Below are 19,820 nucleotides of genomic sequence, written 5' to 3' on the forward strand. Positions count from 1 at the left end.
CAGTGGTGGCGGGGCGGTAAGACCCGTGCCGCGCTAGCGCGGCACCACCGGGGATTCACCGAGACGCGATTCTCCCCACGCCAATTCGACAACCTCCCCCGCCGACTTCCCCGCCTCACGCATCGCGCGCACCGTCAGGCTCCGATCGCGCTTGCTGAGTTTTCGGCCGCTCTCATCGACGACGAGCGGATGGTGCACCGTGATCACCGGCTCCGAACGACCGAGCAATCGGCCAAGCAGGCCCTGACGAGCGGTGGAATGCACCAGATCTTCGCCGCGCACCACCAGGTTCACGCCGTGCACGAGATCGTCGACCACCACAGAGAACTGGTAGGTCCACTGTCCGAGCGCGTCACGCACCGCGATGTCGCCGCAAGTGGTCTGGGGCTCCTCCTCGAGTACACCGAGTCGAAGGTCAGTCGTTCGGACGGCACCATCCGGCAGGCGCACTCGCACCTGATGCTTCCCCTCGCGATCGATCGGCATCCCCCGACAGTTGCCCGGATAGCGCCGCTCGCGATCGACATCGGCGGGGCCGAGCAGGGCGCGGGTACAGGTGCAACCGTACACCTCGGTTTCGCTGCGAAGTCGGGCGAATGCCTCGGAATACCGTTCCGGCACATCACTCTGCCGAAACGGTGAAGGGTGCCCGGAAAGCGATGCCGTCGACACCGGCTCCCCCGCAAAGCCGAGCCAGGCGAGATCACTGAGGATCGAAGCCTCGAAGGCCGCGGTGCAACGCGTGCGGTCGTGATCTTCCATCCGAATGAGGACAGTGGCGTCGAGGACCTCCGCGACACCCCAGACCCAGAGGGCGTGAGCGACGTGGCCGAGATGGAGCTCACCGGTGGGAGAGGGCGCGAACCGCGTGACCGGCGCGGGCTGCGTCGCATCGCGGAGGGCGTCGTATCGCGCTGCAACGCTCCGCAGTGTCGGAGCATCCTTTAAGCGATCCCGCAGAATATTCGTCATCCGGAGGAAGATGTCAGTGTCACGCACTCATTGCATTGTGGCTGCTGCCTTGGCGTTCGCCGCCCCGCTCTCGGCCCAGGGCAAGCTGGTGAACCTCACCGGGCGGCCGATCGTGGCGCTCGAGGAACCGTTCACCAGCATCAACGGCGTGCGCGAGCTCCCGGGAAACCGGGCCATCGTGGTTGATGCAGGCGAAAAGACGGTCCAGATGGCCGATTTCACCAGGCGAACGCTGACCAAGATCTCGCGGAATGGGAGCGGCCCCGGAGAATATCAGCTGCCGATGGCTGCCTATGCCGGCCCCGACAACAACACCTACGTCTCGGACCCGATGGTCGGCAAGGTGCATGTCGTGACCGCCGACGGAAAAATCCCCTCGACCATTTTTCCGCCCGGCGGTGATGGCCCTGGCTCGTTGATCGTTCCGAGAAGCATCGACAGCAGGGGTCGGCTCTACTATCAGGGAATGGGCTTCATCCCGGGCGAGAATCGGATGTCGGACACGGTGCCGATCGTGCGATGGGACCCGGTGGCCAAGCGCGTCGATACATTGACATACGTGCCGTCGGGGATGGTCAACACGGTGAACAGCAGCGCCAACCGCACCTCCTTCACCATGCGGATGAATCCGTACACCAGGACCGATGTCTGGGCCGCGCTTCCCGACGGTCGGGTGGCGATTGTTCGCCCCGATCCCTACCGCGTCGACATCGTGACCGGGCCGGGAAAGGTGGTCAAGGGCGTGCCCATCGCTTACACGCCAGTGAAGATCGGCAAGGCCGAGCGCGATGCCTTCCGCAAGGCGCTGACGTCGAGCGGCGGGCCGATGATGGTCACTCGGGGAACCACCTCCGGCGGGGGCGGCGGCGCACCGTCGAACACGGGTCCGACGGTCTCGCGCGGCACACCAGGCGCAATTGCCGACGAAGATTTTCCAGCGGTGATGCCGGCGTATTCGAACCAGGTGCGCGTGTCGCCCGAAGGGGAAGTATGGGTTCCCCGCAACCGCCCGGCGAGCGACAAGGTGCCGACCTACGACATCTTCGACAGCAACGGCAAGCTGATCGGCAAGGCGACGTTGAAGCCGGGTTGTGTCGTCGTCGGCTTTGGCGCCGGCACGGTGTACCTGTCGCGTCAGGACCCCGACGACGACCTCCACTACCTCGAGAAGTACAACCGATGATACATCCTGCGGAATTCCCGAAGCCACGTTGGCGGTTGCAGTTGGTAACCAACTGTTTCAGCGTCGCCCTGCTGGCGATGCCACTTTCGGCCCAGCGCAGCGTGAACCTCACCGGCAAGCCGCTGGCCGCGCTTTCCGAAGGCCTCACGAAAATCAGCGGCGTCCGCGAGCTCTCGGGAAACAGAGCCCTGGTCACGGATCGCGACGAGAATGCGCTGCGGCTTGCCGATTTCGCGGCAAATGATCTCCGCTCGATCGGAACGAAGGGAGACGGACCCAACGAGTACCGGCTCGCGACCGAATTGTACCCCATGCCTGCCAGCGGCAGCGTGATGACGGGAATGGGAAGAGTCTACCAGTTTTCGGCCGATGCGAAGATCACGGCAGTGTTCCCCGAACCCGGCAACGAAACGGGACTGCTGGCGCGCCAGACCATCCTCGGTGCCGATCAGGCCGGTCGGCTCTACTTCCTCCGGCGGCAGCGGTATGACGATGACTCCGCCGCGGTGATCCGGTGGCAGCCGCATTCGAGTCGCGTGGACACCGTGGCGATCGTCGCGGCGCCGCGGCCGCAAACCGGAACCATCGATGGTAGTGGCCACCTGCGGCTTTCGCCCGATTCACCGAAGGCGCTGGAGGCAGGCGATGTCTGGGTTGTGCTTCCTGACGGCCGGGTGGCTGGCGTGCGCGGCAATCCGTATCGCATTGATTTCGCCGATCACCGGCAGATCACTCGCGGACCGCTCGCCGGGTTTACGCCTCGGAGCGTGACCGCGGCAGATCGCGCGGCCTTCAATGCGCAACGGGCGAAGGAGCGGATGGCCGGGGCAAGCGGTGGTCCCAACGCACCGGCAGGAGGGGTGCGGCATCCGCCGCCGCTCGAGGACGCAGACTTTGCGAAGGTGATGCCACCTTTTGTAGGCGGCGCGTCGATCCGGGTCACCCCCGAAGGAGAGATCTGGGTGCTCCGCGCCCGGGCAGTGACCGATAGCATTCCCACCTACGACATCTTCGACCCGACCGGCAAGCTCATCGGCAAGGCAACCCTCAAGCCACATTCCACCGTGGTGAGCTTCGGAAACGGCACCGTGTACATCGCTCGCGAGGACCCGGCAGACGACCTGCGCTATCTCGAGAAATACGCGAGGTAGCGCAGCGGAAGACCGCTATTGTCTTGGCGAGTACTTCTCGTACCAGGCCAGCATGTAGAGCTGGGTGCGGATTGCATTCGAGGGCTTCGAGGCCGTGCCGTGGTATTCGCCGGCAAAGCGCAGCATTACCGTCGGCACCCCGCGAAGCTTGAGCGCGGAATAGTACTCCTCGGTCTGGGCGATCGGGGTGCGCAGATCGAGTTCCCCCGTCATCAGCAGGGTCGGCGTCTTCACGTTGCCCACGTACATCAGCGGTGACGTCTTGAGATACGGCAGCGGGTCTTCCCAGAACGGCTTGTCAAAGAAGTGATTTCCGAACATCGGGACATCGGTCTGGCCGGCAAAGGAGAGCCAGTTGATGACCGGGCAGCGCACCGCCGCTGCCGCGAAGCGCGTGGTGTGGCCAATGGTCCAGCTCGAAAGCACCCCGCCACCACTGCAGCCGCCGACGAACATCCGCGTGGTATCAACCCATCCCCGCTTGATCACTTCATCGACCCCGGCCATCAGGTCGTCGTAGTCAACACTCGGATACGCCTTCGCGATGGCGTTCCCGAACGTGGTGCCGTAGCCGGTGGAGCCGCGTGGATTGGTGTAGAGCACCAGGTAGCCCTTGGCCGCGAAATGCTGGAACGAGGGATTGAACCCGACGTTGTACATCGAATGCGGGCCGCCGTGAATCTCCAGAATCAACGGGTAGTGTTGCGACGGGTTGAACCCCGGCGGCTTCACCAGCCATCCCTGCACCAGCTGATCGCCACTGTGATATTCGACTTCCTCGACCTCGCCGAGGCGCATTCCAGCGAGGAGATCGTCGTTGAGGTGCGTGAGCGGCTGGAAGTCCCACGCCTTCTTGAGGGAGAAGCGCACTAGTTCCTGTGGTTGCTGCGGCGCACTTCGTGTTGCGATCCCGAAGCCGCCCTTGTTCGAGATTCCGCTCAGGTTCACGAAGTGCTGGCCATTGCTCGCGGCCTTGACGCCACCGCCAGCCAGCGCCACGGAGTAGACGTTCGAGGTGCCGTGATCACTCGCCGAAAACCAGAGCAGCTGACTATCGCCACTCCAGGAGGTGTTGATCGGGTCGCGGTCGAATCCCGTGGTGACGGCACGCGCACCGCTGCCATCGGGGTGGATCACCCAGAGATCCTCCGCCTGATAGCTGTTGCTGCTCTTCGAGATGCCGCCATAGGCGATCCACTTGCCATCGGGCGAGACCACCGGGGCGTGCCAGTAACCCGGCGCGCCAGTGAGCTTGCGTATGGCGCCGCTCGCTACGTCGACGGTGTAGAGATTCGCCACCGTGAAATGGCGATCGGCATCGCTGTCGTCATCGCCATCGAAGACGATAGTGCGGCCGTCAGGAAGCCAATCGATCCCGGCAGGCGCGGGAATTCCATCGAACTTCGAGCCGACATCCCAGCTGCCGCGCGTCAGCTGGCGAGGCGTTCCGCCGTCGGCGCTCACCACGAAGAGTTGCTGATGGCCGTTGCCGTAATAGCCGATGCCGTCACCGCGGAAGTGATAGCGATCGACCATTCGCGGCGCATCGGTCCACTTCCCACCGGCAGGCGCCGATGGGAGTGCCACACTCCACGCCATCGGCTCGTCGACGAACATCGTGAAGGCGAGCTGCTTGCCGTCGGGCGACCAGCGGAAGTCCTTGGGTGAGTTGAGTCCGCGCGTGACCTGGATCTTGAGTCCTTCGGCGTCCATGTAGCGGATCCAGAGCTGGGTCTTTCCCTCGGCATCGGCGAGGTAAGCGATCCGACTGCCATCGGGCGACCAGCGTGCGCCACCACCCTCCAGCAGTTCGCGCGGACGACCGCCGTCGGCATCCATCAGCCAGAGCATCGACGCGCGCCGATCCTTCATCTGGTCGATCCAGAGCCTGGAAAAGACGATGCGCTGACCGTCAGGCGAGATCTGCGCCCCGGCCACGCCCTCGACTTCCATGAACTTCCGGTCGGTGAAGACTGAATCCTGCGCAGTCAGCGGAGCTGCCAACAGCACGATCCCAATAGCAACCCTAGGCAGAATTCGCATCACGACGCTCCTTCGTCAGCACGGCGACGCTGCAGCTCCAGCCGGACCCGTGCAATGATCATCTCGACGCCGATACGATTGTGCCCTCCCTCGGGCAGGATCACGTCGGCGTACCGCTTGGAAGGCTCCACGAATTCCAGGTGCATCGGGCGGACCGAGCCGAGGTACTGGCGGATGACGTCGGTCATGGAGCGGCCCCGGTCTTCCACGTCGCGGAGCAGGCGGCGGATGAAGCGGACATCGTCGGCGACATCGACATAGACCTTGATGTCGCAGAGTTCGCGCAGTCGTTTGTCGGTAAAGAGGAGAATGCCATCGACGATGACGATGTCACGCGGTTCCACCACGACCGTGGCCGCAGCGCGAGTATGGGCGGCATAGTCGTATGTCGGCTTCTCGATCGCGATGCCATCAGCCAGCAATTGCAGATGCTCGGCCAGAAGGTCGTTGTCGAGTGCGTCGGGATGATCGAAGTTGACCTGCTTCCGCTCCTCGAGCGTCAGATGCGCGAGGTCGTTGTAGTAGGCGTCCTGATCAACGAAGGCCGCGTCGAGTCCGGTCGATTCATGGATCGCGCGCGCGACGGTCGTCTTGCCGGAGCCGGAACCCCCGACCACACCGATGATCAGTGGCCGGGGACGGGTAGTGCTGGTCACGTGGCGGATTCTCCTGGGGGGAACACGAAAACTACTTCATTCGCTCGATGTCGAGGCGAAGCTCGTACCAGCCGTCGATCTGCAGGTGCACCACCCGAATGGTGTGGGTCCCGGTGGCCGTGAACTCGGCCGCCTTCGCGTGTGATTCACCCGGCGCCCAGTCGTCGAGCAGCAGATTTCCATCGAGGTAGACTTTCACAGCGTCGTCCGAGATCGTGCGCATCGTGTACTTGCCCGGTGCGAGTGTCACGCTGGTCGTCGCCTCGGTCAGGACGTTCGCCTGTGGGATGATCTTTCGCGGCGGCCCATACCAGGTCAGGTCGAGGCGGGTCGTGTCCATCGTCGTTATTTCGGCGTCACGCAGCGCCTGGGCAATCGCAGCATCGTCGGTTCGTGGCGTCCTGACGGAATCCCAGGCCAAAAAGCGCAGATGCCAGGAGGCGGTGGGCAGGTAGCGCGACCAGCCGAAGCGTACCGCGGTGCCTGCAGCGATCTTCTCGCCGAAGGGCGATGTCGTGGCCAGGCCGCGATACTCGAGTTGCACGCGATAGTCGTTCTCGTGCCCGGCAACCGGGGTTACAACCAGCGTGTCGCCCACCTTGCCGCTGCTGGCCGAGAGTGACGCGACCCCGTCACGAGAAACCACTTGCCAACGCCCGGCCGGACCGAGGACGCGGAGCTTCTGCGGCGTAGCATCTGATCGGCCGACGGGCCAGAGTTTCGGGCTCTTCCATTCGTAGGGACCCCACTCGTCGACGATGATGGTGTTGCGGCCGCGACGTGCGCCGGCGGGGAGTATCGCGTTGATACCGCCAGGGAGTTTCGCCACCTGGTATTCCGTCGGAATCGGCGAGGCATCGAAGTCGTCGTCGTCTTGCCAGAACGGTACCGTGCCGCTGCTGTCACCGCTGATGCGGGCCAGCGAATCGACATCACGAAAGAGGTTGCCGCTTCCCCGCAGCGCCTGCGTGTTGTCGGCGCGCAGTGCGAGGCGGACATTGTGGAACTCGTTGCCCTCGATAGCGTAACCCCGCGAGCGGGTGTCGCGGTGCTTCGGGTAACCCCAGTCGGACGGTTCGATCTTGTTCCACCAGAGATGGATCGCCGTGGTATCCTGGGTGAAGCTATTCCCGCCGACGACATTGTCCTGCCCGTGCTCGATGGCAATCGCCTCCACATTCCGTGCGAAGGCGTTCCCGATCACCACCGAGTTGTAGGAATAACCGCCCCAGAGGCCGTGCCAATTCTCTTCCACGCGGTTGTTGACGAAGGCATTGCGCGAGAAGGTCGCTTCCATCCCGTTCGTGGGAGCGTGGGAGAAGTCATTGCGATAGAAGAGATTGTCGTTCGCCCCGCCCTGCCCGCTGTCCATCGTGCTCTGACCGGCCCAGAGGAAGAGCCCGTCGCCGCCGTGGGTCACCGAATTGAACGCCACCACATTGTTCGATGTCTGCTCAAACATCAGCAGCCCGGCTGAATCCTGGCCGCGATTGAAGAAACCGTGGGAGTAGCCACGAACGTCGTAGTCGATGTGATTGTGCATCAGCGTGTCGTAGCTGGCGCGGTACATCCCGACACCGAGGCCGGAATTGTAGGAGAAATCGTTGTTCCAGACTCGCGTGCCCGTAGTACGCACCAGCATCAGTCCGTTCATCCCGCGCCGCACCGTGTTCCCCTTCACCTCGCTTGCGCTCACATCGACGAGATAGATCGCCGCGCCATAGCGCAGCCATTCATCCTTCTCGTTGTGGTGATAGGAGAGCCAGTCGACCAGCGACTCCTTCTCGATGCCGGAGTAGAGCCGCGGCCGCCAGTTGTCGGAGAGGTCGTTGTCGAGGAGGCGAAGCCGCGTCACACCGCGAGCAATGATGCCGACCTTGTAGCCGCGCACCCGGGCACCCGTCACGGTGACATTGCGACCGCCATCGACACGAACGGCCGTGCCGGCAAATCCCTCGGGATTCTCGCGGTCGCTGCTCCCGATCAGCTCGACGCCACGCAGGTCCACAACAATGTTGCTGCCGCGCACGGTGATCGCAGCCGAATCGCCGGCCGGCGCGAGGTATCGCCCGGGGCGGATCCGCACCGAGTGGGTGATGACCATTCCCGACATGAAGGGCGTAGCTGCTGTCTGTGCGGGGAGGACCGACGGAAGTGCGAGGATGAGCAGCGCGGAGGCGAACCTCCGCGCGCTCAGAGAGAGCTGCATCATCCCGCGAAGATATAGTTGGCGCCGAACTCCTGCGCCCGCGCTGCCGCCATCACCCCCGACGGCACCACCATGATCCCGGGGAAGAGCCCGGCGATCCATTCCTTCTTCACCGCGGCGGCGTCCATTCCCATCTTGCCTGCGGCACCGCTGCTGTACACCGTGAGCGCCACATCGCACGCCCCGATCAGCACGCCGCCCTTGAGCAGCTCGGCGATACCGAGACCGGGGATCGGCAGGTTGGTGATGGTCGCGTAGGGGTTGGCCTTCACCGTGTTGCCCCCGGGCTTGATGTTGAACATCTCGCTGATGGGATACTTGGCCCAGATCGAGTCGTTCAGCGCGAGCGCAAGACCACCGTGTCGCAGGATCACCATCGCGACCGCGTGTTCACCCGGATAGGTCGCATCGGTCGTGTTGAGGTAGATGCGCGGCCAGATCGCCGGCATTCCTTCATTGGGTTCCGGCGCATCGAAAATCGTCTTGTGCTTGCCGGTGAGTTTGCCGAACCAGGCTTCGAGCTTCGGGTCGGCCGCCGCGACGTATGCTTCGGCGGCGGCCGTGGCGGGCATCAGGCCGGCAGCACCAAGGCCCACCGCAGCGGCCGCAACCTGACCGAGGAAGCCGCGACGCGGCGTCCCGGGCGTGGAATCATCACTCATGGGGAACCTCCTGGTTTCAGCTGTGGATTTGGGTACTGCGAGCTGCACCAGAAGAAGGTACTGCGAAAGCAGAAGTGCACGAGGGGGTCATGGGTCATGGTGGTTGTCATCCTGAGCGGAGCGACCGAAGGTCGCGCAGTCGAGGGAGCGGAGCTCCGCCCCCTCGCTTCCCCGCAACAGCAGCGGGGCAGGCTGCTCAGGGTGACGCACCCTCCCCCTCCTCCTTATTCGTACTCCGACATCGGCGGACAGGTGCAGACGAGATTCCGGTCGCCATACGCGCTGTCGATCCGGCCCACCGTGGGCCACACCTTCCGGTCTCGCAGCCCGACAACCGGAAACGCTGCCTGCTCGCGCGGGTACGGCCGGTCCCAGCTGTCGGACACCACTTGCGACAACGTGTGCGGCGCTCCCTTGAGAACGTTCCGCTCGCGGTCGGCACTGCCACTCTCGACCGCGCGAATCTCTTCCCGAATCGCCAGCATCGCGTCGATGAATCGATCCAGCTCGGCCTTCGACTCCGATTCGGTCGGCTCGACCATCAGCGTCCCGGGGACCGGGAAGGACACTGTCGGCGGATGGAAGCCGAAATCGATGATCCGCTTGGCGATATCCTCGACCTCGATCCCGGCGCTCTGCTTGAAGCCACGGGTGTCGAGAATGCACTCGTGCGCGATGAGCCCATCGTGCCCTGAGTAGAGCAGGTCGTAGGCACCCGCCAGCCGCCGCGCGATGTAATTCGCCGAGAGGATCGCGATCCGCGTGGCGTCGGTGAGCCCTTCACCACCCATCAGCAGGTTGTAGATGAACGAGATCGGCAGGATTGACGCACTGCCCCACGGCGCCGCCGAAATCGTTCCGGACGACTGCGCGTGGCCGAGATCGATTACCGGGTGGCTCGCGAGGAACGGCACCAGATGCTTCGCGACGCCGATGGGGCCCATCCCCGGGCCGCCGCCGCCGTGCGGAATGCAGAAGGTCTTGTGCAGGTTCAGGTGACAGACATCCGCGCCGATGTCGCCCGGTCGGCAGAGGCCGACCTGGGCGTTCATGTTGGCGCCATCCATGTAGACCTGCCCGCCGTGCCCGTGCACTGTGGCGCAGATCTCCTTGATCGAATCCTCGAACACGCCGTGCGTCGAGGGATAGGTCACCATCAGCGCCGCAAGATTCGTCGCGTGCTCTGCCGCCTTCGCCTTGAGGTCGGCGACATCGATGTTCCCCTTCGCGTCCGATGCGACCACCACCACACGCATTCCGGCCATCACTGCGCTCGCCGGATTGGTGCCGTGCGCGCTCATCGGAATCAGACAGACATCGCGATGCAGATCGCCTCGGCCATGGTGGTAGCCACGAATCGCCATCAGGCCGGCGAACTCGCCCTGTGACCCGGCATTGGGCTGGAGCGAGACCGCGGCGAAGCCGGTGATCTCGCAGAGTTGTGCCTCGAGTCGATCGAACATCTCGGTGTAGCCGGCGGCCTGGTCGCGCGGCGCGAACGGATGAATGGCACCGAACTCGGGCCAGCTCACCGGCATCATTTCGGTGGTGGCGTTGAGCTTCATGGTGCACGAACCGAGGGGGATCATCGCGGCAGTGAGCGAGAGATCCTTCGCCTCGAGGCCGCGCATATAGCGCAGCATCTCCGTTTCGGAGCGATAACGATGGAAGACCGGGTGGGTCAGGAATTCACTGGTGCGGGCGAGTGAACCGAGTGATTCCGCGGCCGGAGTTCCGTCGAGCGTGTCGGCACTGCTGCCGAAACAGGCGAGCACGTCACCCACGTCGGCCGTCGTCGTGGTCTCATCGAGTGCGATCGAAAGCCGGGTCTGACCGATGCGCCGGAAGTTGATCTTCCGGAAGCGCGCAGCAGAGGTAACGGCAGCACACTTGTCGGCAGCCATCGTCACGGTGACGGTGTCAAAGAAATGCTCGTGATCAACGACGATGCCGGCCTTCTTGAGGCCACGCGCGAGACGCTGCGCGAGCGACTGCACCCGCGTCGCGATCTCGCGGATGCCCTCGGGGCCGTGCCATACCGCGTACATCGACGACATCACCGCGAGCAGTACCTGCGCGGTACAGACGTTACTGGTGGCCTTGTCGCGACGAATATGCTGCTCGCGCGTCTGCAGCGCCATGCGCAGTGCCGGGCGGCCATCGACATCCTTCGAGACACCGATGATGCGTCCGGGGAGGTGACGCTTGTAGGCATCCTTGGTCGCGAAAAAGGCGGCGTGCGGCCCGCCATAGCCCAGTGGCACACCGAATCGCTGCGAGTTGCCGACGGCAATGTCGGCGCCCCACTCGCCCGGCGGCGCCAGCAACGCGAGGGCAAGCAGGTCGGTCGCCACAGTAACCAGTGCACCGGCCGCGTGCGCTGCGTCACACACGGCACGCCAGTCGGGAACGTTGCCGTCGGTCGCGGGATACTGCAGCAGGCAGCCGACAGTGTTCGCTTCGAAAGCGAAAGCTGCCGGATCTCCGACCTTGATCTCGACGCCACGCGCTTCGGCGCGCGTCTTCACCACCGCAATCGTCTGCGGATGGCACGCGGCATCAATCAGGAAGATCGGCGTCCCTTCGTGCTTCACCACCGCGATGGTCATCGCCATCGCTTCCGCAGCGGCGGTGCCTTCATCGAGCAGCGACGCATTCGCGACGGGGAGCGCGGTCATGTCGCTCACCATCGTCTGGAAGTTCAGCAGTGCCTCGAGCCGCCCCTGCGCAATCTCGGCCTGATACGGCGTGTAGGCCGTGTACCAGCCGGGATTCTCGAGGATGTTGCGCTGGATCACTGGCGGCGTGAAGGTGCCGTTGTAGCCCATCCCGATATAGGAGCGGAAGACCTGGTTCTTCGCCGCGAGCGCGCGCATCGTCGCGAGCACTTCGTGCTCACCCTGGCCGGCCGGAAGCTTGAGCGGGTTGGCCATTCGGATCGACGCGGGGACGACAGCATCGATGAAGGCATTGAGAGTCGGGTAGCCGAGCGTATCGAGCATCGCCTGCACATCCGCCGACGTGGGGCCGATGTGCCGCGGTACAAACGTATTCTCCATCTATCCTCCAAAGGCGACGAGGCCCAGTGGGCCCCGTCGCATCGTTCTCAACGCAACTCAGTGATTCGCGATCAGGTCCTTGTAGCCGGCCGCGTCTCGCAGCAGGGTCAGATCCGAGGGCTTGGTGACCTCGATCTTGATCAACCATCCCGCGCCGTAGCAATCGGCGGCGACGGTCTCGGGCGCATCGGTGAGCGTTTCGTTGACGGCGATGACCTTGCCGGTCGCCGGCGCGAAGAGTTCGCTCACGGCCTTCACCGACTCGATCACGCCGAACGCCTTCCCGGCCTCGACCGTGGAGCCAACCGCGGGGAGTTCCACGAACACGATGTCGCCAATCTGCTCGACGGCGAAGGCAGTGACGCCGACGGTGCCGTCAGTGGCCAGCCATTCGTGTTCGACGGAGTACTTGAGGTTTTCGGGGACGGACACGTCGATCTCCTCGCTCAGGTCGCGCGCTTGTAGAACGGCAGGGCCACCACTTCGGCGGCCACTCGGGTATTGCGGACTCCCACCTCGACGGCGGTGCCCACCGCGGCGTGTTCCGGCGGCAGATACGCCATCGCGATCGGGGCGCCCACAGTCGGCGATGTGGTCCCGCTGGTGACGGTGCCACAGGCGTCCGACGCGGCGGGAAGATAGACCGGATAGCCGGTCCGGGCGATGCCTCTACCGGTCAGTTTGAGCCCGACCAATTGCTTCCCGGGATGCTCCTTCGAGGCCTCGAGCGCGCTGCGGCCCACGAAGTCGCCCGGCTTGTCGAGCTTCACGACCCGGCCGAGTCCGGCCTCGAAGGGCGTGGTCTCGCGGGTGAGTTCCTGGCCATAGAGCGGCATGCCGGCCTCGAGCCGCAGGGTGTCGCGGGCACCGAGCCCGACCGGCACCAAGCCACGATCCTTGCCAGCGGCGAGCAGCGCGTCCCACACTGTAACGCCATCGTCCCAGAGTACAAACAATTCGAAGCCGTCTTCGCCGGTGTACCCAGTGCGCGCGAGCAAGGCCGGAATACCGCACGCAGTGGTCTGCACCGAGGCGTAGTACTTGAGGGTCGAGAGGTCGAACGGGGTGAACGGCTGGAGGATTTCGGCGGCCTTCGGCCCCTGGATCGCGACCAGCGAGGTCCGCATGGTGGCGTCGTCGAGCGAGGCATCGAAGCCGACGATCCGCTCGCGCAGCGCGGCCGAGACGGTGTCCACATTGGAAGCGTTGGCGACCACGAGATAGGAGGTATCGCCGAGGCGGTAGACGATCAGGTCGTCCATGACCGAGCCGTCTGGGGCGCAGATCATCGAATAGTGCGCCCGGCCCACCGCCAGCTTGCTCGGCGCGGTGACCAGCGCGGCATCGAGGGCGCGGTCGGCTTCGGCGCCCTTGATATAGAGCTCACCCATATGGGAGAGGTCGAAGAGGCCGGCGGCGTTGCGGACGGCGTGGTGCTCTTCGACGAGCCCGGCGTACTGCACCGGCATTTCCCAGCCGGCGAAGGGGATCATCCGGGCGCCAAGGGCGCGGTGACGGGCATCGAGGGCGGTCTGGTGCACGGGCGCCGATCCAGTTCGGGGAGATGAATTCGGGCGAAAAGATATCACCTTGACCGCTATCTTTCCCGTTCCCTCTCCCCCGAGCACTCGAATGCGCCACGCCGCTGTCGCTGCTGCCCTCGCCGGTCTTTCGCTTACCACACCACTCATCGCCAACGCGCAACTCTCACGGCCCAAGATCGATACGGTCGGCGGGCACGTTGTGCGGGTGATGAATCCGGGCCCGACGGCGTGGGTGGACACCAACGGCTGGAAGCTGGTGCTCGAGCGGACGATTCAGCCGAAGGACGGGGAGCCGGGGGAGCTGGAGAATCCGACGGGTGTGATCCTGCTCCGCGACGGCCGAACGGTGGTGTATCAGCGGGCCCCCGCCCGTCTCCGGCTCTACGATGCCCAGGGCCGGTTCGTGCGGGATATCAGTCGCGAGGGAGAAGGGCCGGGGGAAATTCGCCGGCCCCTCGTGGGCGTGTACGGCGATACCGTCGTGGCGTTTGATGCAGGTCGCGGCCGAGCCACCTTATTGACGCTTGAAGGAAAGCGGGTCCGCGAGTTTCTCACCAACACTCACGCCGATGGTCCGCCAATTTCGCTCGACGCTCGCGGCCGACTTCGCGTTGAACGTGGCCGCATTGTCGGCGATGCGGTCCGAAAGGAATGGTTCTACTTCGATCCCGTCGGGAAGCAACTCGACTCGATCGTGCCTCCAGAAGCGGGGCCGTACAAAGGCTGGGTGGTCAAGTCGAACGGCGGTATCGGGACCTATGGAATTCCGCTGGCAGCCAACACCCAGTATGCCTTCCGCAATGACGGAACGATTCTCTACGGAGCTTGGGATCGGTACGCGTTTGTGTTGAGTCGACACGGCGCGGATACGACGTTGATCTTCGGCCGCTCTGGTGTCGCGCCGACACCCATTTCGTCAGGCTTGAGAGACTCGCTCTTCACGCTCAGCACCGGGAATCCGGAAGTCGCTGCGATCGCATCCAAGCGTGATATCCCCACCAGTTTTCCGCTCTGGAACGATGCCGCGTTTGACGGCAGCGGCAATCTTTGGGTCTCCGCCGGTTTGGCGAGGTTGCGAAACCTTCATTTTGATCTCTTCTCCCCTGCGGGCCGCTACCTCGGTGCCGTTCCGGCTCCCTTCGCGAGCGCCGCTCGTGCCTCCTGGTCCACCGACCGCGTCGCCGTCATCGACACCGACGACAACGATCTGCCGCGGGTCCGCATCTATCGCATTGACCGGCGCGGGAAGTAGTGCGTCGTGCCCGGTTGGCTGCGGCCGTTGCACTCACCGCCTGCGGAGCCGGCAACTATGCCCTTGCCACGGCGAAAATCGACACCCTCCCAGGTGGCATCGTGCGGGTGCGGAACGACGGCCCGACCGCGTGGAGCGACACCAACGGCTGGAAAATCGTTCACGTTGCTGCAGTTCGAATTGCCGCGGGTTCGCCGGGAGAACTGACCCTCCCGTTCACTCCCGCGATTGCCAGAAGTGGTGACCTGCTGGTGCTCGATCGACGGCCAGCCAGTATCAAGGTGTTTGCACCCGACGGCAGCTGGCTACGAACCATCGGACGCGAAGGCGCCGGGCCAGGCGAATTCCGGAATCGCGCCCTTATCGCTGCGACTGCGGGAAAGGTCTTTGTCCTCGACCGCAGCACCAGTCGGGTCATCGTCTTCGATTCGGTCGGAGCGCTCGTTGCGGAGCGCCCCGTCACCGACGGGGTCGTCCTCGACGGCATCGCTGCCGCCGGCGCAGAATCGATCATCCTCGACGGACGAGTCGGATCCCGGCAATCGCTGGTCTGGCTCAACGATTCGCTCGTTGAACAACATCGGGCAACACTCCCCGCAGCCTTGCCTGAGGCGATGTGGAGCCCCTGTGCCCTGGTCATTCCCTTTCAGCCGAGCGTCCTGGGGATCGGCCGAAGTGATCATACCGCGATCTGGGGCCGCACCGACTCCCTGAAGCTCCTGGTGACTCGCACAGGGAGCGACACCACCCGGATCATCGAGGCAGTGTTCACAGCGCCGGAGGTGACCGATGCTGACCGGACGAGGCTCTTCAGTGGCCCGGGGTCGATTTCGGCCGAGTGCCCGGTCGCCAGGGCCGCTGATCTCCCGGCACGGAAGCCTCTCTGGCGCGACTTGCACCACGACGGCCAGGAGAATGTCTGGGTCGAGCTGACACCGGATGTCGGGAAGCGGCAGTACGCTGTGTTCTCGCCAGTGGGTGAGTTCCTTGGCCGCGTTCCCGACCCGTTCGATCCAGACCAGAACACCTTCTGGCTCGGTGATGTTGCACTGGAATTCGAAACGGCCGGGGACGGCAGCGTTACGATTCACCGCTGGGAAGTGCGGCGTAGCCGGTAGGCAGAGACAGCGCTTTCACGACGAGCTGCGAACCTCAAGCATCGTTGAATCGAGATGTATCTCCGAGACCAGCTCCCTCGACTTCGCGCCTTCGGCGCCACGCTCAGGATGACACGAATGACCAGGCAGCCCACCGGACAGTTCCTTCGACTTCGCAACGACTTCGTCGTTGCTTCCCTTCGACAGGCTCAGGGCAGGCTGCTCAGGATGACAGCACTGGCGTGGCTCGCCGCCTGCGGCACCGCCGGCGAAGCCGAAGTCGCCCTCAACGTCCCCAAGGTCGACACGCTCCCCGGGGGCATCGTCCACCTCGTCAACACCGGCCCCACCGCGTGGCGCGATACCAGCGGCTGGCGCTGGGTCGCCGGCGCCACCATCAACCCCGACGAAGGTTCGCCTGGCGAACTGGGTGACATCTCCACCCTGACCATCGGCGACGACGGCACCGTGTTCGCGCTGCAGAGGAAGCCGACGACGATCAAGGTCTTCGGCCCCGACGGCGCGTTCCTGCGGGATATCGGCAAGGAGGGCGATGGGCCGGGTGAACTTCGGGATGGTTACATGGGAATGCGCGGCGACACCATCCTCTTCCAGAGCCCGGGCGCCACGCGACTCTCCTACTTCCTCACCAGCGGCACCTTCGTGAAGTCGGTGCCGTCGCCGTGCTGCTATTTCTGGCCGCGGCTCACCGCCGACAGCGCTGGTCGCGTCTGGGTGCCGGGTTCGGGCAAGAACGACAAGGCCGCCTGGTTCCGCTTCAAGATGGACGGCACCATTGCCGACACCTTCGAGATGCCGGCGCAGGACGATTTCCGCAAGATGAAGACCTGGACAGTGACACTCAAACGCGGCAGCAACTCGATGTCGATGGTCACCGGCGTCCCGATGCAGCCGAGTACGTCGTTCGAGCCGCGCGTCGATGGGATGATCGTGGGCGGCAACAGCACCGCCTACCGCTTTGCGCTTCTGCGCGGCGCCGCTGACACGGTCCGGATCTTCGAAGCATCGGCCCCCACAGTGGCGATGTCGGCCGCCTGGCGCGACTCGATTTTCAATGCAGCCACCGCCCATAACGATCCGGACTTCCAGAAGTCACTGCGCGCCTCGGCCAAGAAGGAAGACATCCCCACTATCTGGCCCGTGTGGACGCATATGTCGCTCGATGGCGCCGGACGCCTCTGGGTCGCCCTCCCGGGCGATGGGGGCGAAGTGAGTCGCCTCCAGGTCTTCGACCGCGACGGCAAGCTCCTCGGCGATGTGCCGACCCCGAACCGGAAAATGTTCAAGAACGCGGCATGGGGTCGCGACTGGCTCGCCGTGGCCGACGAAGACGCCGACGGCCGGCCGGTGATCAAGACCTATCACCTGCAGACCACCCGTAAGAAATGACTTCAGCGTGAAGCGTCGCACGGTGTGGCCATTCCTGTTCGCGTTGCTCACCGGCTGCGCGGGCCACGCCAGACCCGTGATTGACACCCTCCCCGGCGGGATCGTGCGGGTGAGGAACACCGGGCCAACGGTATGGCGTGACACTTCGGGTTGGCGGTGGATCCCAACAGCAACGATCGACGTCTCAAAGGAGAGCCACAGAGGCAAGGCGGAGATCGTTGCAATGGCATGGCGCGACGATGGCACATTGTACGTGCTCGGGCCGTCCAGAAACGCGATCCGCGTCTATGGAGCCAACGGCGGACTCCTGCGGAAGCTTGGGCGCGACAGGGACACGGTAGCACGTGCACCTGGCGCACCTGTCGCCCTCTCAGTCGATTCATTCGAAGACAACGACGACCCCTTCGGCTGGGGCGAACTGGTCGAATTCACCCCAGCCTCCGAGTCGTGGCAGGGTGGTCTCATCGCGGTCCGCAGCGACACCCTCGCCGTCCAGTATCGCCTTCACTCGCCGCTACGAATCCTCGGATCGAATGGCAACCTTCTCGCAGAACCCGAGGATTTGCTCGGCCTTGCATGGCAGCCACTCACCATCGATTCACTCGGGCGTCTGTGGTTGCCGAGCACTCCTGACTCGTCGCGTTCTGCCTGGATTCGAGTGCGGATGAATGGGGAGGTCATCGACACCATTTCGGCACCGTTGGATAGTTCGCCGGCGAGGCCCGGGGACTGGTGCGCTTATCTGTTCGTTCCGGACGGTGTAGGATCGCAATGCGTGGTCGCACCGCACCGGCCACTCGCAATAGCAATCCCTCGCATCGACGGTTTGATCATCGCTGGCAATACCGTGAACTACCGGTTCGCCGTCCTGCGCAGCATGAGAGACACCATCCGTGTCTTTGACGCGCCGGCGACGACGTTCACGCTCTCCGACGCTCAGCTCGACTCACTCATTATCCTGAAAACCACCTCGACGGACACCGCCGCTCAACGCGAGTGGCGCGCCCAAGCCAAGCGCTCCGACATTCCACGGACCACCCTTCCATGGAGCCAGATGGCCCTCGACGGCGATGGTCGGCTCTGGGTCGGGGTGCCCGACTGGACCGGAAAAGTCATCCGCCTTCAGGTCTTCACTCGCGAGGGGGTTCTACTCGGTGACGTGCCACCCCCCAGCACCGAGATCTTCGGATTAGCAGCCTGGAGTCGTGACCGCCTCGCCGTAGTGGAGAAGGAGGCGAGCGGCAAGCAAGTCATCAAGACTTTTCACTTGCAGACCACCCCGCCCAAGTGACGCCCCCGTAGCGCGTAACGGTCGGGCGCCCCGACGCATCTAACCTCTCTGGCACCATCCCCACCATCGCCGGAGCGCCTCATCGTGCTGTCTCGCATCGCCGCCGCCTCCCTGCTGCTTCCCCTCGCGGCCTGCGGCGGTTCCGCCATCGCCGACTCTGGCAAGGTGAAGGTCGATACCCTCCCTGGCGGCATCGTCCGCACGATCACCAGCGCACCGATCGACTCGGGCCGCTGGAGCCTCGAACTCGAGCGCACTGTCCAGCCTGCCGAGGGCACTCCTGGCGAACTCTCGGCACCCGGCGACCTGGCGCTCCGCGAAGACGGCACCCTGTTCGTGGCCGAAGGCGATCTGCATCAAGTGCGATCGTACGATACGACCGGCGCGCTGATTCGCACCTTCGGTCGCAATGGCGAAGGGCCGGGAGAGTTCCGCAGTGCCTACATCGCCGTCCACGGCGACACACTGGTGGTGCAGGACCCGCAGGCCGCCCGGCTCACCACCTTTCGTGTAAGCGATGGCACGTTGCTCAACACGCGCGCTTCGGTCTGTTGCAACTACGGCAGCATCGGCATCGACGGCACCGGTCGCGCGGTGCTGCGCACCATCGTACGTCCCGATACCACGCGCCCAACCAGTGGCTTCGCACGTGCAGCACTCGACGGCGCTACGATCGACACAGCGACGGTCACCGATCACCCACGCGAGACCGCCGAGAGCAAGCGCTGGCTCGTGCGCGAAGGGAAGCTGGTCCGGATGGAAATGCAGGTGCCGTTCCAGCCCGCCGACCTGCATTTCGCCGATCCGCACGGCGGCTTCCTCAGTGCGTGGACCGGTGAATACCTGCTGCGCACCTCGCGGAACGGCAGCGACACGACGGCGATCTTCGGCCGGCCACGCTCGAACGCTCCGGTGACGGCAGCAGAAAAGCAGGCGATCATCGAGGAACGGGTCTCAAGCAACAAAGCCTACTGGCCCGAGGCCACCTTGCGCGCGTCGTTCGTTGCCGACGCCATCCCCAACGAGCGTCCTGCGTTCGACTGGGTCGCCACAGATGGCAGCGGTCGCCGCTGGGTGCGGCGGTCGAGTGCCGATACCAGCATCGTGCGCTTCGACCTCTTCAGCGCCGATAACAAGTGGCTCGATGTGGTGAGTGTCCCCGGCAATGGCTGGCCCCGCGCGCTCTACACTGCGACGTCGTGGAGTCGCGATCACGTTGCCGTGCTGCTCGAAGACGAGGGCTCGCGCCCGATCGTGAAGATCTATCGCATCAAGCACACGGAGAAGTAAC

At 64.4% G+C, this 19,820-nt stretch carries 15 protein-coding genes; 7 read left to right on the forward strand and 8 right to left on the reverse strand.

The features are described 5' to 3' along the window. Window positions 1-33 precede the first annotated feature (33 nt). Window positions 34-999: a glutamate--tRNA ligase family protein gene (locus tag V4558_04975; protein MES2304834.1), complete on the reverse strand. Its 966-nt coding sequence runs from the start codon at window positions 997-999 to the stop codon at window positions 34-36. On the opposite strand from V4558_04975, the gene V4558_04980 reads away from it, so the two are divergent. After that, window positions 989-2,155 carry a hypothetical protein gene (locus V4558_04980; protein MES2304835.1) on the forward strand — a complete coding sequence of 389 codons (1,167 nt, stop codon included), beginning with the start codon at window positions 989-991 and terminating at the stop codon, window positions 2,153-2,155. The two genes, V4558_04975 and V4558_04980, sit on opposite strands and share 11 nt — an antisense overlap. Then, entirely contained in the window at window positions 2,152-3,306 is a 1,155-nt protein-coding gene (locus tag V4558_04985) for a hypothetical protein (GenBank protein MES2304836.1), read from the forward strand. Before V4558_04980 ends, V4558_04985 begins: the two co-directional genes overlap by 4 nt. Before the next feature lie 15 nt (window positions 3,307-3,321). Here the strand turns inward: V4558_04985 and V4558_04990 are convergent, their stop codons facing one another. The 7 genes from V4558_04990 to gcvT form a co-directional block, all read right to left on the reverse strand. Continuing rightward, window positions 3,322-5,349, reverse strand: a complete 2,028-nt coding sequence (locus V4558_04990; protein ID MES2304837.1) for a S9 family peptidase — start codon at window positions 5,347-5,349, stop codon at window positions 3,322-3,324. Next, window positions 5,349-6,005 (reverse strand): uridine kinase, encoded by a 657-nt coding sequence (udk, locus tag V4558_04995; protein ID MES2304838.1) that lies wholly within the window; start codon window positions 6,003-6,005, stop codon window positions 5,349-5,351. Before udk ends, V4558_04990 begins: the two co-directional genes overlap by 1 nt. Window positions 6,006-6,036: 31 nt before the next feature. Next, on the reverse strand, window positions 6,037-8,217 hold the full coding sequence (locus V4558_05000; protein ID MES2304839.1) for a right-handed parallel beta-helix repeat-containing protein: 2,181 nt from the start codon (window positions 8,215-8,217) through the stop codon (window positions 6,037-6,039). Continuing rightward, the gene (locus V4558_05005; protein ID MES2304840.1) at window positions 8,214-8,876 is read right to left on the reverse strand and encodes a hypothetical protein; all 663 of its coding nucleotides are present in this window, start codon (window positions 8,874-8,876) and stop codon (window positions 8,214-8,216) included. Before V4558_05005 ends, V4558_05000 begins: the two co-directional genes overlap by 4 nt. A 224-nt stretch (window positions 8,877-9,100) precedes the next feature. Next, window positions 9,101-11,935 (reverse strand): aminomethyl-transferring glycine dehydrogenase, encoded by a 2,835-nt coding sequence (gene gcvP / locus V4558_05010; GenBank protein ID MES2304841.1) that lies wholly within the window; start codon window positions 11,933-11,935, stop codon window positions 9,101-9,103. Window positions 11,936-11,992: 57 nt separating this feature from the next. Beyond that, the gene (gene gcvH / locus V4558_05015; GenBank protein MES2304842.1) at window positions 11,993-12,373 is read right to left on the reverse strand and encodes a glycine cleavage system protein GcvH; all 381 of its coding nucleotides are present in this window, start codon (window positions 12,371-12,373) and stop codon (window positions 11,993-11,995) included. Between the two features lie 8 nt (window positions 12,374-12,381). Further along, a complete protein-coding gene (gcvT, locus tag V4558_05020) occupies window positions 12,382-13,476 on the reverse strand; it encodes a glycine cleavage system aminomethyltransferase GcvT (GenBank protein ID MES2304843.1) in 1,095 nt (364 codons plus the stop codon). A 91-nt stretch (window positions 13,477-13,567) separates the two neighbouring features. Here gcvT and V4558_05025 point away from each other — a divergent pair, with 91 nt between their 5' ends. The 5 genes from V4558_05025 (at window position 13,568) to V4558_05045 (ending at window position 19,819) form a co-directional block, all read left to right on the forward strand. Beyond that, window positions 13,568-14,731 carry a hypothetical protein gene (locus V4558_05025; GenBank protein ID MES2304844.1) on the forward strand — a complete coding sequence of 388 codons (1,164 nt, stop codon included), beginning with the start codon at window positions 13,568-13,570 and terminating at the stop codon, window positions 14,729-14,731. Further along, window positions 14,731-15,849 carry a 6-bladed beta-propeller gene (locus V4558_05030; GenBank protein MES2304845.1) on the forward strand — a complete coding sequence of 373 codons (1,119 nt, stop codon included), beginning with the start codon at window positions 14,731-14,733 and terminating at the stop codon, window positions 15,847-15,849. The genes V4558_05025 and V4558_05030 overlap by 1 nt, the downstream gene beginning before the upstream one ends. Before the next feature lie 117 nt (window positions 15,850-15,966). After that, a complete protein-coding gene (locus tag V4558_05035) occupies window positions 15,967-17,238 on the forward strand; it encodes a hypothetical protein (GenBank protein MES2304846.1) in 1,272 nt (423 codons plus the stop codon). A gap of 223 nt (window positions 17,239-17,461) precedes the next feature. Next, window positions 17,462-18,529: a hypothetical protein gene (locus V4558_05040; GenBank protein ID MES2304847.1), complete on the forward strand. Its 1,068-nt coding sequence runs from the start codon at window positions 17,462-17,464 to the stop codon at window positions 18,527-18,529. 84 nt (window positions 18,530-18,613) lie between these two features. Beyond that, window positions 18,614-19,819, forward strand: coding sequence for a hypothetical protein (locus tag V4558_05045; protein MES2304848.1), 1,206 nt, complete (start codon window positions 18,614-18,616; stop codon window positions 19,817-19,819). Window position 19,820 lies beyond the last annotated feature (1 nt).

The sequence above is a fragment of the Gemmatimonadota bacterium genome, from assembly GCA_040388535.1.
GTDB lineage: Bacteria > Gemmatimonadota > Gemmatimonadetes > Gemmatimonadales > GWC2-71-9 > Palsa-1233.

What these genes read in the sequence shown, in the direction of transcription:
- V4558_04985 (MES2304836.1), top strand. Translation starts at nt 2,152, where the DNA reads ATGATACATCCTGCGGAATTCCCGAAGCCACGTTGGCGGTTGCAGTTG.
- V4558_04990 (MES2304837.1), bottom strand. Translation starts at nt 5,349, where the DNA reads ATGCGAATTCTGCCTAGGGTTGCTATTGGGATCGTGCTGTTGGCAGCT.
- V4558_05000 (MES2304839.1), bottom strand. Translation starts at nt 8,217, where the DNA reads ATGATGCAGCTCTCTCTGAGCGCGCGGAGGTTCGCCTCCGCGCTGCTC.
- V4558_05005 (MES2304840.1), bottom strand. Translation starts at nt 8,876, where the DNA reads ATGAGTGATGATTCCACGCCCGGGACGCCGCGTCGCGGCTTCCTCGGT.
- gcvP (MES2304841.1), bottom strand. Translation starts at nt 11,935, where the DNA reads ATGGAGAATACGTTTGTACCGCGGCACATCGGCCCCACGTCGGCGGAT.
- V4558_05025 (MES2304844.1), top strand. Translation starts at nt 13,568, where the DNA reads ATGCGCCACGCCGCTGTCGCTGCTGCCCTCGCCGGTCTTTCGCTTACC.
- V4558_05035 (MES2304846.1), top strand. Translation starts at nt 15,967, where the DNA reads ATGACCAGGCAGCCCACCGGACAGTTCCTTCGACTTCGCAACGACTTC.
- V4558_05040 (MES2304847.1), top strand. Translation starts at nt 17,462, where the DNA reads ATGGCATGGCGCGACGATGGCACATTGTACGTGCTCGGGCCGTCCAGA.